Annotated in this window: 12 protein-coding genes; 6 read left to right on the forward strand and 6 right to left on the reverse strand. The window is 72.8% G+C overall.

The features are described from left to right. Positions 1-389 precede the first annotated feature (389 nt). The 4 genes from ABUW04_RS30090 to ABUW04_RS30105 form a co-directional block, all read right to left on the reverse strand. On the reverse strand, positions 390-2744 hold the full coding sequence (locus tag ABUW04_RS30090; RefSeq protein WP_380567593.1) for a hypothetical protein: 2355 nt from the start codon (positions 2742-2744) through the stop codon (positions 390-392). A gap of 270 nt (positions 2745-3014) precedes the next feature. Beyond that, complete coding sequence (locus ABUW04_RS30095; protein ID WP_380567595.1) at positions 3015-3473, reverse strand: DUF6113 family protein; 459 nt, start codon at positions 3471-3473, stop codon at positions 3015-3017. Continuing rightward, positions 3470-4453, reverse strand: coding sequence for an N-acetyl-1-D-myo-inositol-2-amino-2-deoxy-alpha-D-glucopyranoside deacetylase (gene mshB / locus ABUW04_RS30100; protein ID WP_380567597.1), 984 nt, complete (start codon positions 4451-4453; stop codon positions 3470-3472). Before mshB ends, ABUW04_RS30095 begins: the two co-directional genes overlap by 4 nt. A gap of 82 nt (positions 4454-4535) precedes the next feature. Further along, positions 4536-4730 (reverse strand): hypothetical protein, encoded by a 195-nt coding sequence (locus ABUW04_RS30105; RefSeq protein WP_030257722.1) that lies wholly within the window; start codon positions 4728-4730, stop codon positions 4536-4538. Between the two features lie 284 nt (positions 4731-5014). Here ABUW04_RS30105 and ABUW04_RS30110 point away from each other — a divergent pair, with 284 nt between their 5' ends. The 5 genes from ABUW04_RS30110 to ABUW04_RS30130 all read left to right on the forward strand — a co-directional run bounded on the left by ABUW04_RS30110 (position 5015) and on the right by ABUW04_RS30130 (position 10975). Then, positions 5015-7213, forward strand: coding sequence for a S9 family peptidase (locus ABUW04_RS30110; protein ID WP_380567599.1), 2199 nt, complete (start codon positions 5015-5017; stop codon positions 7211-7213). Between the two features lie 154 nt (positions 7214-7367). Next, complete coding sequence (locus ABUW04_RS30115) at positions 7368-8360, forward strand: ABC transporter ATP-binding protein (RefSeq protein ID WP_380567601.1); 993 nt, start codon at positions 7368-7370, stop codon at positions 8358-8360. After that, the gene (locus ABUW04_RS30120; RefSeq protein ID WP_380567603.1) at positions 8357-9079 is read left to right on the forward strand and encodes an ABC transporter permease; all 723 of its coding nucleotides are present in this window, start codon (positions 8357-8359) and stop codon (positions 9077-9079) included. The genes ABUW04_RS30115 and ABUW04_RS30120 overlap by 4 nt, the downstream gene beginning before the upstream one ends. A 73-nt stretch (positions 9080-9152) precedes the next feature. Continuing rightward, positions 9153-10373: a sensor histidine kinase gene (locus tag ABUW04_RS30125; protein WP_380567605.1), complete on the forward strand. Its 1221-nt coding sequence runs from the start codon at positions 9153-9155 to the stop codon at positions 10371-10373. A gap of 29 nt (positions 10374-10402) precedes the next feature. Beyond that, positions 10403-10975, forward strand: coding sequence for a response regulator transcription factor (locus ABUW04_RS30130; protein ID WP_051725717.1), 573 nt, complete (start codon positions 10403-10405; stop codon positions 10973-10975). Between the two features lie 36 nt (positions 10976-11011). Here the strand turns inward: ABUW04_RS30130 and ABUW04_RS30135 are convergent, their stop codons facing one another. After that, the gene (locus tag ABUW04_RS30135; protein ID WP_030257706.1) at positions 11012-11860 is read right to left on the reverse strand and encodes a transglutaminase family protein; all 849 of its coding nucleotides are present in this window, start codon (positions 11858-11860) and stop codon (positions 11012-11014) included. Positions 11861-12061: 201 nt separating this feature from the next. Continuing rightward, a complete protein-coding gene (locus ABUW04_RS30140) occupies positions 12062-13078 on the reverse strand; it encodes a GNAT family N-acetyltransferase (RefSeq protein ID WP_380567607.1) in 1017 nt (338 codons plus the stop codon). Between the two features lie 112 nt (positions 13079-13190). On the opposite strand from ABUW04_RS30140, the gene fdxA reads away from it, so the two are divergent. Then, positions 13191-13511: a ferredoxin gene (fdxA, locus tag ABUW04_RS30145; protein ID WP_030257703.1), complete on the forward strand. Its 321-nt coding sequence runs from the start codon at positions 13191-13193 to the stop codon at positions 13509-13511. The last annotated feature ends 36 nt before the right edge of the window (positions 13512-13547 follow it).

The following is a 13547-nucleotide window of genomic DNA, read 5'->3' on the forward strand; positions in this document are numbered from 1 at the left end:
TCTAAACGTCGGTAATAGATGCTCTGGCCTACAGGTATTACAGTGCCACCACTGGGGCGGGTGGCATGCAGTTTTGCTGAGAGCGACAGTTGGAGCAGAGTTGTCCGGAATGCGGACGGGAAATGCCCCCCAAGCTAACTATCGCCTCGATAGGCACAATATATGTATCTAAGCCTCAAAGCGGACATGCAGGACAAAGTTAAGCGGTAGTTGAACCCTGGATTTCATTGTCGAAGACCAATTCGACCGGCCCGGTCGCGAGAGTTCTTCCACCCCACGGGCTCCGTGTAACCCACTTGTCACAAAGGAATAGCGTGGCCGACATAGCACCGCAGTGGCCGGTGCCTGGGGTCAGGTACCGGCCACTGCGGGGGAGCGGGAAATGTCGGTTACAGAGAGATTGTCCGGTCGCCGCCCGGCTTGCTGAGCAGCTGGGTCAGCGCGGTGGCGATGTCCTTGGTGGTGACCGTGGAGCCCTGCTTGGTGGTCAGCCCGTTGAAGGTGCTGCCGATCGCGTCCTGCAGCTTGGTCAGGTCGAAGACCGGCACCACCTTGCCGCTCGCGTCCGGCTGCAGGGTGAGCGAGGAGCTGAAGGTCTTGTTGCCGAACAGCTGGGAGACCCCGTGCACGGTCACCGTGAACTTGTGCTGCCCGGCCCAGGCGCCGATCGAGGCGGCCGCGGACTTCAACTGGGCCGCCGAAGCCTTCGGCTGAGTGTTCGTCACCGGGACGGTCACCGGCTTGTCCGGGATCCCGGCGGCACGGTTCCGGTAGGCCTGCTGCACCAGCGCCATCGCGGCGTCGACGTTCAGGGTCTGGCCGGACTGCGGTGCGGTGATCTGGGTGTTCCCGTCGGCGTCGAAGCGGATGCTGCCCTCCTTGGCTCCGGCCCCGCCGGTGGAGGCCAGCTGCTGGAGCGCCGACCGCAGCTTGTCGTCGTCGATCTTCACCACCGGTGCGACCGGGTGCTCCCCGCCGAACAGCGAGGGCAGCACCGAGGCCGGGTTGTAGCTGTGGTGGGCGACCGCCTGCACTGTGGCCGTGGTGTCGATGGTCAGCCCCGCCACCGAGGGGCTGAGCTGGACCTGCTTGGAGCCGATCACCAGCGTCAGCGGCTTGGCCGCGAGGACGCCGACGGTCCCGTCCAGGGTGTGCACGGCGACGTCCCGGGTGTCGCCGCCGATGTTCTGGCCGAGGACCGTGGTGCCCTTGGGGACGTCGGTCTGATCGAGCATCAGGCCGGCGCCGTAGGCCACCCCGACGATCATCACCAGCAGACCTATGCCGGTGACCAGGAGCTTGCGGCTGCGTCCGGAGCGGGCGGGCTTGCGGGCCGAGGAGGCCGTCGCTGTCGCCGCCGCCGGCGCGTCGCCCTCGGTGGCCTTGCGGGGCGGGGCACCCGCGCCGCCGGTGCCCCCGGCGAAGCCGTCGCCGATCGGCGCGGTCGCGGTCCGGCGCTGCGCCTGCGACTCCTGCTGCTGGGGCCGGCTCTGCTGCTGGGGCGGAGTCTGCTGCGACTGCTGCCGTCCGGCGGGAGCCGCGGCGGGGGTCCCCGCCGATGCGGGCCGGGGCGCGCGCTGCGGGAGCGGTGCGGCGGGGGCCGCCGGTGGCGCCTGGGTGGCGGCTGAGGCCGCCACCGCGCCCGGGGCCTGGTCCCGGAACAGCGGGATGGCCGCGGTGGCGTCGGGGTCCGGTCCCTGGGGTTCCTGGGGCGGCCGGTTGCGCTGTTGGGTGTCGGGTCCGCCGACGGCCAACCCGCCGTTCAGCCCGGCCGGCCGGCCGGACGGCTGCGGGCCGGAGCCCAGCGGGCCGGAGCCCAGCGGGCCGGCCGGCTGCTGGTACGGGCTGCCCTGGTAGGGCTGCTCGTATCCGGGCTGTTCGAGGCCGGGTTGCGGGTAGGCCGTGCCCGGCTGCTCGAAGCGGGGCTGCTGCTGTCCGTAGGGGTCCTGCTGGTAGCCGCCCTGCGGCTGGAAGCCGGACTGCTCGTACGGCGTCTGCTCGTACGGCGCCTGCTGGTAGGGGGTCTGCGGCTGGTAGCCGGGCTGCTCGTAGCCGAGCTGCGGGACGGCCTGCGTCTCCTCCTCCGGGGCCGCCGCGTAGCCGGGCTGCTGGTACGCGGGCGGCTCGTAGACCGGCTGTTCGAACGGCGGGACAGCCGGAGCCGGGGCTGGTGCCGGTGCCGGGGTCGGCGGGGCCACCGGGGGAGCGGCCTGCGGCGCGGCCGCCGCGGGCTCGGTCGCCGACGGGGTCTTCTTGCGCGGAGCGAACCAGGTGCTCGGGGGCTCGGGCTGGTCGCCCGCCGCCGGGGTCGCCCCGGGCTCCTGGGTGCGCCACTCCGGCGGAAGGTCGGGCATCGGTGCGGCGGCGGCGCCGCGGTCCTCCATCACGCCCAGCACCGGCGAACTGGCGCTCACGGACCGGTGCCGCGGGCCGCCCGCCGCGGCGGCATCCGCCTCGGCGTCCGTAGCCGGGTCCTTGCCCGCGCCGGGTACCGGGCTGCGCACGACCACCGGCGGGATGGGCCGGGAGCCGGGGATGTTGATCCGGATGCGGGTGGTGAGGGTCGTCTCGGTGAGGGGCTCCTCGGGCGGCGCCCCGTCCGCGTCCGCGCCCGGGGCGCCGCCGGGCTGCCCGGCCCGGGAGAAGGCGGGATCGTTGGAGACCCCGTACGGGGGAGTGCCCGACGGATAGGCATCCGGACCAGGACGGGGCGGGGTCGACGGACTGTCAGATTCTCGGCTCACTGCGTCTGCTCCGGTTCGCTCCGCCGCCTGTGGGGACGGTGGTGCGGTTGTGGATCGTCGGTCTTGCGCCGTGTGCGCGCCGGCGGACAGGGCGTCAGGAGTCCAGTGCTGGATCGACCGTCGGCTACCGCCTTGAGGGTCTGCCGCCGTCGGGCGCCTTCGCCCCGGCGGCAACACCCCCCGTGTGTTGGTCCACCACCTTACTGGGCCGCAGGTGACTCTGACACGCCGACCGAATTTCGGGTTTTGCGGTGTCCTGGCCGGAAGTGATCAGCGGCCGACGGCGTCCCGGACGGCCCGCATCGCCGCTCGGGAGGGGAGCGTGGCGCAGATCACAGCCAGGGCCATCCCTCCGAGCAGGAAGACGTACGACCCGGTGTTCGCAGCCAGCAGGAAGTCACCCTCGGGGCGCTGGGTGTTCGCCAGCAGCAGCATCGCGAACCAGCCGACGGCCGGCAGCGCGGCGCCGAGCCGGGTGCCGGTCAGCGTCCGTCCGCCGTGGAAGAGGGCGAAGGCGGCGCCCAGTGCCAGCAGCAGGCCGCCGGGGAACCACAGCGCCTGGACGAAGCAGCCGGCCAGGCCGACGGCCACCCCCGCCACGGTGAGCAGCACATAGGCGGTGATCCGGGCACCCTGTCCCAGCGTCACATCGGAGTCCGGGACTGGGCGGGGCGAGGAGGAGCGCGGCGCGGGAACGGTCGCGCGGGCTCGGTCCTGGGGGCGGCTCATCGGGTCGGGTTCCTCACGGCGTCGGACAGGGCGGACGGAGCGGAAGAGGCGGGCTGGGCGGCCGTGACGATCCCGGCGAAGAGGTCGTCCTCGCGGCCGTCCGCGCCGGGCGGTCCGGCCTGGCCGCGGACCAGCCGGTAGGCCTCCATGGTCGGCACCGGCTGGCCGAGGTCGTTGGAGAGCGAGAAGAAGGGGCCGTCCACCGCGATCTGGGTGGCGTGGGCCCGCATCGCCGCGATCTTGCGGTCGGCGTAGGCGCTGCCGTCCACCACTGCGGTGACCTGCTCGTCCGGGACCACGCCGGGGACGTCGGCGGGGCCGGCGACACCGGGGAACGGGAAGTCGCGGCCCTGGGAGCGCAGCGACTCGAAGAAGTCCTCGATCACCGACAGCGGCACGCAGTTCCAGTAGACCTTGTCGATGCCGTGGGCCGGGCCCAGCTCGGGGCGGAACCCAGGATCGGCGGCCAGCTCCTGGGCCCGCATCGCGGTGCGGTGCGCCTGGATGTGGTCGGGGTGGCCGTAGCCGCCGTTCTCGTCGTAGGTGACCAGCACCTGCGGCCTGGTCTCGCGGATCACCGCGACCAGGTGGCCCGCCGCCTCGTCCAGGTCGGCCTGCCAGAAGCAGTCGGGGCGCTCGTTGCCGGCGACGCCCATCATTCCCGAGTCCCGGTAGCGGCCGGCGCCGCCCAGGAACCGGTGGTCGGTGACCCCGAGCGCCCGCATCGCGGCGGCCAGCTCGCCGATGCGGTGCTGTCCCAGGGTGTCGTCCCGGTCAGCCGCGAGATGCCGCAGCTCGTCGCCGATCACCTCGCCCTCCTCGCCGAGGGTGCAGGTGACCAGGGTCACCAGGGCGCCCTCGGCGGCACAGCGGGCCATGGTGGCCCCGTTGCCGATGCTCTCGTCGTCCGGATGGGCGTGGACGAGCAGCAGCCGGCGCGCCGCCGAGGGGGAGGCAGGAGGGACGGTCGGGTCGGTCATGCGCCCAGCGTAAGGGCAGTGGCCGACAGCGGTCCCGAGGGAGCCTCGGCTCCCGGAGGGCGATCCCTCGGAGGCCGGTACCTCAGAGGCGGATCCCGGAGATCATCCCGGCGACGTTGGTGCTCAGGGTGTGGATCGGCTGCGCGATGGACGTGGAGGCGAGGTAGAACCCCAGCAGGGCGCAGACCACGGCGTGCACGAGCTTCAGTCCGGAGCGCCGGACCAGCAGGATGACAATGACCAGCATCAGGACGGCGGCGGAAATCGGCAGAACCATCGCGACTCACCTCTCAGCAGCGGCACGGCGGGGACTGCCGTACCGGTCGGGGGCGGGTGTGCAGTGCAGCTTCTGTGCAGCGCAGCTTGTTGATACCCAGAGAGTGACCGAGAGGTCACTTTCCGTCATCATGCATATGCCGGAGCATCGGTGCACGACCGGGGCGCACGCGTCGCGGGCGTGCCGCCCCGCCCCGGCGTCCGAACGGGCGAGCGAACGGCGGGTCGGGTTTGACCCACCCGGGGGACGATCCGCGCGCCCGCCTGCGGCTCTAAGGTCGGCCTATGACCACTCAGGACACGACGCCGGAGAACTCCTTCCCCCGCCAGTACTCGCGGACCCTGCGCTTCACCCTGGGCGCGCCACGGTCGTTCACCGTCTCCCCGGACGGCCGCAGGGTCGTCTTCCTGCGCTCCGCCGGTGCGTCCGAACGGGCGAACCTGCTCCAAGTTGTGGATCTTCCCGACGGCAGTACTCCGTTCGAGCGCATCGTCGCCGACCCGTCCGCCCTGCTCGGCAGCGGTGAGGAGGAGCTGAGCCCGGAGGAGCGGGCCCGGCGCGAGCGCAGCCGCGAGGGCTCGGCCGGGGTCGTCGGCTACGCCACCGACGCCGAGGCCACCCTGGCCGCCTTCGCCCTGTCCGGACGGCTGTTCGCAGCCGATCTGCTGGCAGGGGAGGGGCGGCGCGAAGCGCCTCAGACAAGGGTGGTGGCGGGCGACGGGTGGGCCGAGTTGCGGGCGCACGGTTCGGTGCTCGACCCGCGCCCCTCGCCGGACGGCGCCCAGATCGCCTATGCCACCGTCGCCGGCGAGCTGCGGGCGATCGGGTCCGACGGCAGCGGGGACCGGGCGCTGGCCGGGCCGTCCGGCGCCGAGGACGGCGAGGTGACCTGGGGCCAGGCCGAGTTCATCGCGCAGGAGGAGATGGACCGCAGCCGCGGCTTCTGGTGGTCCCCGGACAGCGACCGGCTGCTGGCGGCCCGGGTCGACTCCGGCCCGGTCCAGCGCTGGTGGATCGCCGACCCGGCCAACCCGGACCGCCCGGCGAGCGAGATCGCCTACCCCCGGGCCGGCAGCCCGAACGCCGAGGTCACCCTGGCCGTGCTGAGCCTGGACGGCGGCCGGGTCGAGGTGGTCTGGGACCGCGGGACCCACCCCTACCTGGCCCGGGTGCACTGGTCGGCGGGCGGTCCGCCGCTGCTGCTGGTCCAGTCCCGGGACCAGCGCAGCCAGCTCACGCTGGCCGTCGACCCGGAGACCGGTGCGACGACGGTGCTGCTGCGGGAGGAGGATCCGGCCTGGCTGGAGCTCTTCCCCGGGGTCCCGGCCTGGACCCCGGACCGGCGGCTGGTGCGGATCTCGGACGAGGGCGGGGCCCGCGCCCTGGTCGTCGGCGACACCCGGCTCACCGGCCCGGAACTGCAGGTCCGGGAGGTCCTGGAGATCGGCGCCGACGACGTGCTGTTCACCGCCTCGGCGGGGGAGGCGGCCACCGACCCGGAGATCGGCGAGGAACACCTGTACACCGTCGGCCACGCCGCGGGCGGCAGCGGCGTCACCCGGGTCGGCACGGAACCCGGCCGCTACTCGGCGGTCCGCGCCGGAGCCGTCACCGTGGTCCAGTCCGCCGCCCTGGACCGCCCCGGGACCCTGGTGCGGGTGCACCGCGACGGCGTCCCGGTGCACACGGTCGGGTCCCTGGCCGACACCCCCGTGATCACCGCCCGGCCGCTGCTCACCCTGGCCGGCAAGAGCCGCATCCCGGCCGCGGTACTGCTGCCCACCGGCTACGACCGCGAGCGGGACGGGCTGCTCCCGGTGCTGATGAACCCCTACGGCGGGCCGCACGGACAGATGGTGGCAGCCGCGCAGAACCTGCATCTGACCTCGCAGTGGTTCGCCGACCAGGGCTTCGCGGTGGTGGTCGCCGACGGCCGGGGCACCCCGGGGCGCAGCCCGGCCTGGGAGAAGGCCGTCGCCTTCGACTTCGCCGGCGCCACCCTGGACGACCAGGTGGAGGCCCTGCAGGCGCTCGCCGAGGAGCATCCGCTGGACCTCACCAGGGTCGGCATCCGCGGCTGGTCCTACGGCGGCTACCTGGCCGCACTGGCCGTGCTGCGCCGCCCCGACGTGTTCCACGCCGCCGTCGCCGGGGCCCCGGTCACCGAGTGGGGCCTCTACGACACCCACTACACCGAGCGCTACCTCGGCCACCCCGCCGAGCGCCCGGAGGTGTACGCGGCCAACTCGCTCACCGCCGACGCGCCGAGGCTGACCCGCCCGCTGCAGCTGATCCACGGCCTCGCCGACGACAACGTGGTGGTCGCGCACACCCTGCGGCTCTCCTCGGCGCTGCTGGCCGCCGGGCGCCCGCACGAGCTGCTGCCGCTGTCCGGGGTCACCCACATGACCCCGCAGGAGGAGGTGGCGGAGAACCTGCTGCTGCTCCAGGTGGCCTTCCTGAAGCGCTCGCTGGGCCTGTAGCCACTGGTCGTGCGGGATCCGCAGACCCGGCATGACATCCGTCATGCCGGGTTCGGGACCGGCTGCACTGCCGTCGCGCCGACCGCTCCGCCAGTCTTGTGGATGTCCGCAGGAAGAGCTGAAGCCGCAGGTCGACGAGGGAGCAGGCGAAGCGATGAGCACGTCCGTAGAGCAGGTCACGGGGGAGGCCCGAAGGGGTCGCGGCTCCGGGGAGGTCGCGGCCTTCCGCGGGGTCAGCAAGCACTTCGGCACGGTGAGGGCGGTCAACGACATCAGCCTCACCCTGCACCCGGGGGAGACGGTCGCCTTCCTCGGCCCCAACGGGGCCGGCAAGTCCACCAGCATCGACATGCTGCTGGGGCTGCGCGAACCCACCTCCGGCAGCGTCACCCTGTTCGGCGGCAGCCCGCGCCAGGCGATCCTGGACGGCCGGGTCGGCGTGATGCTGCAGAGCGGCGGTCTGATGCCGGACGTGAAGGTCCGCGAGCTGATCAAGTTCGCCAGCGACATCCACCCCCGCGGCTACGACGTGGACGACGTGCTGAAGACCGCCGGGATCACCGAGCTGGCCGACCGCATGGTCGACAAGCTCTCCGGCGGCCAGGAGCAGCGGGTCCGCTTCGCCCTGGCCACGGCCGGCGACAGCGACCTGATCGTCCTGGACGAGCCCACCACCGGAATGGACGTCTCGGCCCGGCAGGCCTTCTGGGCCGTGATGCGGGCCCAGGCCGACGCCGGACGCACGGTGCTGTTCGCCACCCACTACCTGGAGGAGGCGGACTCCATCGCCGACCGGGTGCTGGTGGTGCACAAGGGCCGGCTGATCGCCGACGGCACCGCCGCCGAGATCAAGGCCAGGGCCGGGCTGCGCAAGATCTCCTTCGACCTCCGTCCGGAGGACGGCGCGGACCTGTCGCTGCTCAATGCCGTCCCCGGGGTGAACTCACTGGACGTCAGCGGGCACACGGTCCGGATCAACAGCAGCGACGCCGACGCGGCCGTCGCCGCGATCTACCGGGCCGGCTTCTACCCGCGCGGCCTGGAGGTCACCGGCGTGGGCCTGGAGCAGGCCTTCATCACCATCACCGGCGAGCAGGACGCCGCCGACCGGAACACTGCGGACCTGACCGAGGAGAACGCGCGATGATCACGCTCACCAGGCTGGAGATCCTCCGGGTGCTCCGCAACCGCCGGTACCTGGTCTTCACCATCGTCATGCCGGTCGGCCTGTACCTGCTGATGGTCAGCGCCTACAGCGGCGTGGACACCCTCGGCGGCGTCTCGGTCAAGGCGTACTTCATGGTCACCATGGCGACCCTGGGCACCGTCTCCGCCTCGATGAACACCAACGCCACCCGGATCGCCCTGGAGCGCAAGAGCGGCTGGGCCCGCCAGCTGCGGCTGACCGCGCTGCCCGGCTACGGCTACGTGGTCGCGAAGATCGCCGCCACCGCCGCCTCCACCCTGCCGGCGATCGTGATCACCTTCGCGGTCGGCTACTCCGAGGGGGTCCGGCTCGCCGCGGGCAACTGGTTGCTGCTCGGCCTGGTGCTCTGGGTCGGCGGCTTCGTCTTCGCTGCCCTGGGCGTGGCCCTCGGCTACTCGGCCGGCCCCGACTCGCTGCAGCCGATCGTGATGATCGTCTACATGGCGCTGCTGATGCTCGGCGGCACCTACTTCCAGTTCACCGGGTCGATGGCGAACTTCGCCAAGTGGACCCCGCTGGCGCTGTACAACCAGCTCGGCCGGGTGGCCCAGACCGGGGGCTCGCTGAGCGGCGGCGAACTCACCGCGATCCTCGCCTACGCCGCCGCCTTCGCGGCGCTGGCATCCTTCCTTTACCGCAGGGACCGCAGGGAGGCCTGACGGCCGGTCAGCGTTCCGAACCGCCGGGGAGCCCTCCGCTCCCCGGCGGCCCTCCCGTCCGGAAGGGACGACCATGAGCGACTTGGTAGCGCCACGCATCGGGCAGCCGCCCGAGAACCGGCGCCAGCAGTTCGTCAAGCTCTGCTGGATGAGCCTGTGGATGATCTACCTGGCCTACCCGGTCAGCGATCTGGTCGCGGGTCCGCACCAGGCCGGCGCACGGATCGCCGGCTGGATCCTGCTGGTGCTCTTCCTCGGCTGCTACGCCCTGCTGGTGCTGCGCCGCTCGGTCAGCGGCGGGGCCGGCCGGTGGAGCCCGCTCTACGGGTGGCTGCTCGGGGCGATGCTGGTGATCGCGATGGTCACCTGCTTCACCCTGGGTGACAACTGGCTGGCGCTGTACAGCTACACCGCCGTCAGCGGCGGGCTGATCCTCCCGCAGCGGTACGCCATCTACGGGGTGGGCGTGGTCACCGGGCTGGTCGTGGTCACCGGCCTGACGCTGCACAGCGACGCCGGGTCGCTGATCCCGATCACCCTCTCCGCCTTCCTCGGCGGCGCCGCGATGACCGGGCTGCAGCGGCTGGTCCGCACCATGCAGGAACTGCGCGAGGCCCGGCAGGCCGTCGCCGCCCTGGCCGCCTCCGACGAGCGGCTGCGGATGGCCCGGGACCTGCACGACCTGCTCGGCCACTCGCTCTCGCTGATCACCCTGAAGTCCGAGCTGACCTCCCGCTTCATGGACCAGGAGCGCTACGCCGAGGCCCGGGCCCAGGTCGACGACATCGAGAAGGTGAGCCGGCAGGCGCTGGTCGACGTGCGGGAGGCCATCGGCGGCTACCGCAGGCCCAAGCTGGCCGTCGAGATCGCTGCGGCCCGGACCGCGCTCACCGCGGCCGACATCCAGACCGACACCGATCCGGCTATCGCCGACCCGCACCCCGGACTCGGCCCGGACGAGGAGGGCGCGCTCGGCTGGGCGCTGCGCGAGGCCGTGACCAACGTGGTCCGGCACAGCGGCGCCCTGCACTGCACCGTCCGGCTGTCCGAGCACATGGAGCCGGGCGGTACCCGTTCGCTCTGCCTGGAGGTGGCCGACGACGGCGGCGGTGCCAAGAAGGCCGGCCACGGCAACGGTCTGACCGGGCTGGCCGAGCGGCTGGCACTCGCGGACGGCCGGCTGGAGGCCGGCCCCGGCGAGCGCGGCCGCGGCTTCACCGTCCGCGCCTTCGTGCCGCTGCGTGCGGCAACCGGTCCCGTCGAGGAGGCTGTGCCCGGTACCGTGCAGCAGTGATCAGAATTCTCCTCGCCGAGGACCAGGGCATGGTCCGCGAAGCCCTTGCCGCGCTGCTCGGCCTGGAGGGCGACATCGACGTCGTCGCCCAGGTGTCACGCGGGGACGAGGTGGTGGACGCCGCCGTGGCCCATGACGTCGAGGTGGCGATCCTGGACATCGAGATGCCCGGCCTGACCGGTATCGAGGCCGCAGCGCTGCTGCGCCGCAAGCGCCCGGCCACCAAGATCGTGATCGTGACCACCTTCGGACGCCCCGGCTACCTGCGCCGGGCCATGGAGTCCGGCGCCGACGCCTTCCTGGTGAAGGACGCCCCGGCGTCCCAGCTGGCCGAGGCGGTCCGCCGGGTGCTGCGCGGCGAGCGGGTGATCGACCCCACCCTCGCCGCGGCCGCCCTGGCCGAGGGCGCCAACCCGCTCACCTCCCGCGAGCGCGACGTGCTGGCCGCTGCGGCCGACGGCTCCGCCAACGCCGAGGTCGCACAGCAGCTGCACCTCTCCGAGGGCACTGTCCGCAACTACCTCTCCGCCGCGATCCAGAAGACCGGCGCCCGCAACCGCACCGAGGCGGTCCGGATCGCCCGCGAGAAGGGCTGGCTCTGACCGGGCCGGGGATGACGGGCGGTCAGTCGAGGCCGGTCAGTTGAGCCGGTACCGGGCCGCCCGGGCCTCCAGCCGCACCCGTTTCGCCGACTCCGGGTCGAAGGCGTCCAGGATCTCCGCGTAGGAGTCCATCTCCGCCGCGCCCTCCACGAACCGTCCGGTCTTGACCAGCAGTTCCGCGCGCTCCAGGCGGAGCTGGGCCGGATGCCGGGGCAGCAGCAGCGACAGTTCCGCGGCCCAGAGCTGGGTCCGGGCGTGCTCGGGCCGCGCCGCCGCCCAGGCCCGGATGTTGCCCAGCACGCGCAGCACTATGTCCAGCGGCTCGGCGGGGCGCAGCAGCGCGGTGTCCAGCGGGTAGCCGCCCTCCTCGGCGATCTCCTCGGCCTCCTCCCAGGAGAGCACCCGGCCGCCGTGGAAGGGGTCCGCCAGCACGTGCTCGCCGTCCGGGTCGCCGATGCCGACCACGAAGTGGCCCGGCAGGGCGACGCCGTAGACGGGCAGGTCCAGCATCCGGGCGACGGTGATCCAGACGATCGAGACGGTGATCGGCAGCCCGCGCCCGCGCCGCAGCACCTGGTGCAGCAGGGAGGACTCCAGCCGCTTGTAGACCCCGGGGCCGCCGCGGAGGTCCGCGGAGCCGGCCAGCGCGCCGGCCAGCAGCGCGGCGGTATCGGCCGGGGACGGGTGGTCCGCGGTGCGGAAGGCCGCGGCGGCCAGCGCGCTGAGCCGGTCCAGCGCGCGCCGGGCCGGCGCCAGACAGGCGTCGATCCCGCCGTCGGCGGGATCGAGATCCGTCTCGAAGCCCATCAGCAGGCACAGCAGAGCGAGATCGGGCGTCTCGCCTCTCGCCTCGGCGGCGAACCGCTCTCTGCTGTCCTCGGTCATCGCGGGGGATTCTATGCGGCACCGGTGGACCTGAGGGCATATCAGGCGTTGACGCCCCCCGGGTTTCGCGAGGGGCCGGGGCCGGCACCCCGGGGGACGGCGGCGTGGGGGTCCGGGGGGTCGCTCCCCGGGGGATCGCAGCATGCGGCACCGGTGGACCTGAGGGTGCATCAGGCGTCGACGCGCCTCGGCTCGGGACGGTTACGAGTCCAGGCGGGCGTAGTGGTAGCGGTAGGAGGTGGTGAAGCCCAGCTTGTCGTAGAGGGCGGCGGCGCGGGTGTTCCCCGCCTCGACCTGGAGGTAGGCGCCCCGGGCGCCCTCCTCGGCGGCGCGGCTCGCCAGCACCGCCATCAGCTCGGAGGCGAGCCCGCGCCGGCGCAGTTCCGGAACCACCTCGATGGCCCCGAACCCGGCCCACTCCCCGTCGATGACGCACCGTCCGATCGCGGCGGGACCCTCCTGCCCCGGCACGGCCAGCGTGGCGAACCACACCGAGGGTCCGCCGTGGATGACCTGCTGCGCCGCGCGCTCCCGCGCCGGGTCGCCGCCGATCCGCCGGTAGCGCGACATCCAGGCCGCGTCGGCCCGCCGCGCCAGCCGCACCCGCGAGGGCTCCGTCCCGCTGCCGGCGAGCACCGCCAGGGGCGCGGTGCGCACCAGCGTCTCGGCCTCGGCCGCCCCGCGGTCGGCCAGCAGCTTGGCCAGGCCCTCGGGGGAGCCCGGGGTGGTCAGCTCGACGTGCGCGGCCAGCCCGCGCCGCGCGTACCAGTCCTGGACCAGGTCCAGGGCGGCGTCCAGGGGCATCCCGGGATCGCCCAGGGTCTGCACCGAGTTGCCGCGCCGGGTGAAGCCGTCGGACGCCCTGAGCACCCACTCGCCCAGCGGCTCGGTCTCCACCGCCGGCCAGCCGCGGGCTGCGATCCGCTGCAGCGCGACCGGTCCCGGATCCTCCGGCGCCGCGGCCGTCCTCCGGATCGGCGCCGGCGGCACCGCCTTGCCCGCGACCAGCGTCTCCTCCATGATCGAGACGGCTTCACCGGCCCGGTTCAGCACCGTCAGCACCCCGGCGTCCCACGATGTGAGCACGCCGACGACGTCGCCGAACACCGGGCGCCCCTCCGAACTGCCCAAGATCCGCCGCACCGAAATACGTCGCCCCAGGTCAGACGGGGTGATGTGGATCTCCAGCCGTCCATGTCCGATAGTGTTGTCCGCCATACCCGCCACCTCCGGTGCAACCGCCGTCCTGAAACGGCGATACTAGGTGCGGGCATCGACGACGCCGCGCTCCCCTGCGCGAATGCCAGCCCCTACGAGGAGGAACGTCAGCGTGACCTACGTCATCGCGCAGCCTTGTGTCGACGTGAAGGACAAGGCGTGCATCGAAGAATGCCCCGTCGACTGCATCTACGAGGGCAAGAGGTCCTTGTACATCCACCCCGACGAGTGCGTGGACTGCGGAGCCTGTGAGCCCGTCTGCCCCGTCGAGGCGATCTTCTACGAGGACGACACCCCGGACGAGTGGAAGGACTACTACAAGGCGAACGTCGACTTCTTCGACGACCTCGGTTCGCCCGGTGGTGCCTCCAAGCTCGGCCTGATCGAGAAGGACCACCCGTTCATCGCGGCCCTCCCGCCGCAGAACCAGTGACGCGCAGAGTCGAGTGAACACCGTGCATGACAGCAC

The sequence above is a fragment of the Streptacidiphilus jeojiensis genome (assembly GCF_042510965.1).
GTDB lineage: Bacteria > Actinomycetota > Actinomycetes > Streptomycetales > Streptomycetaceae > Streptacidiphilus > Streptacidiphilus jeojiensis.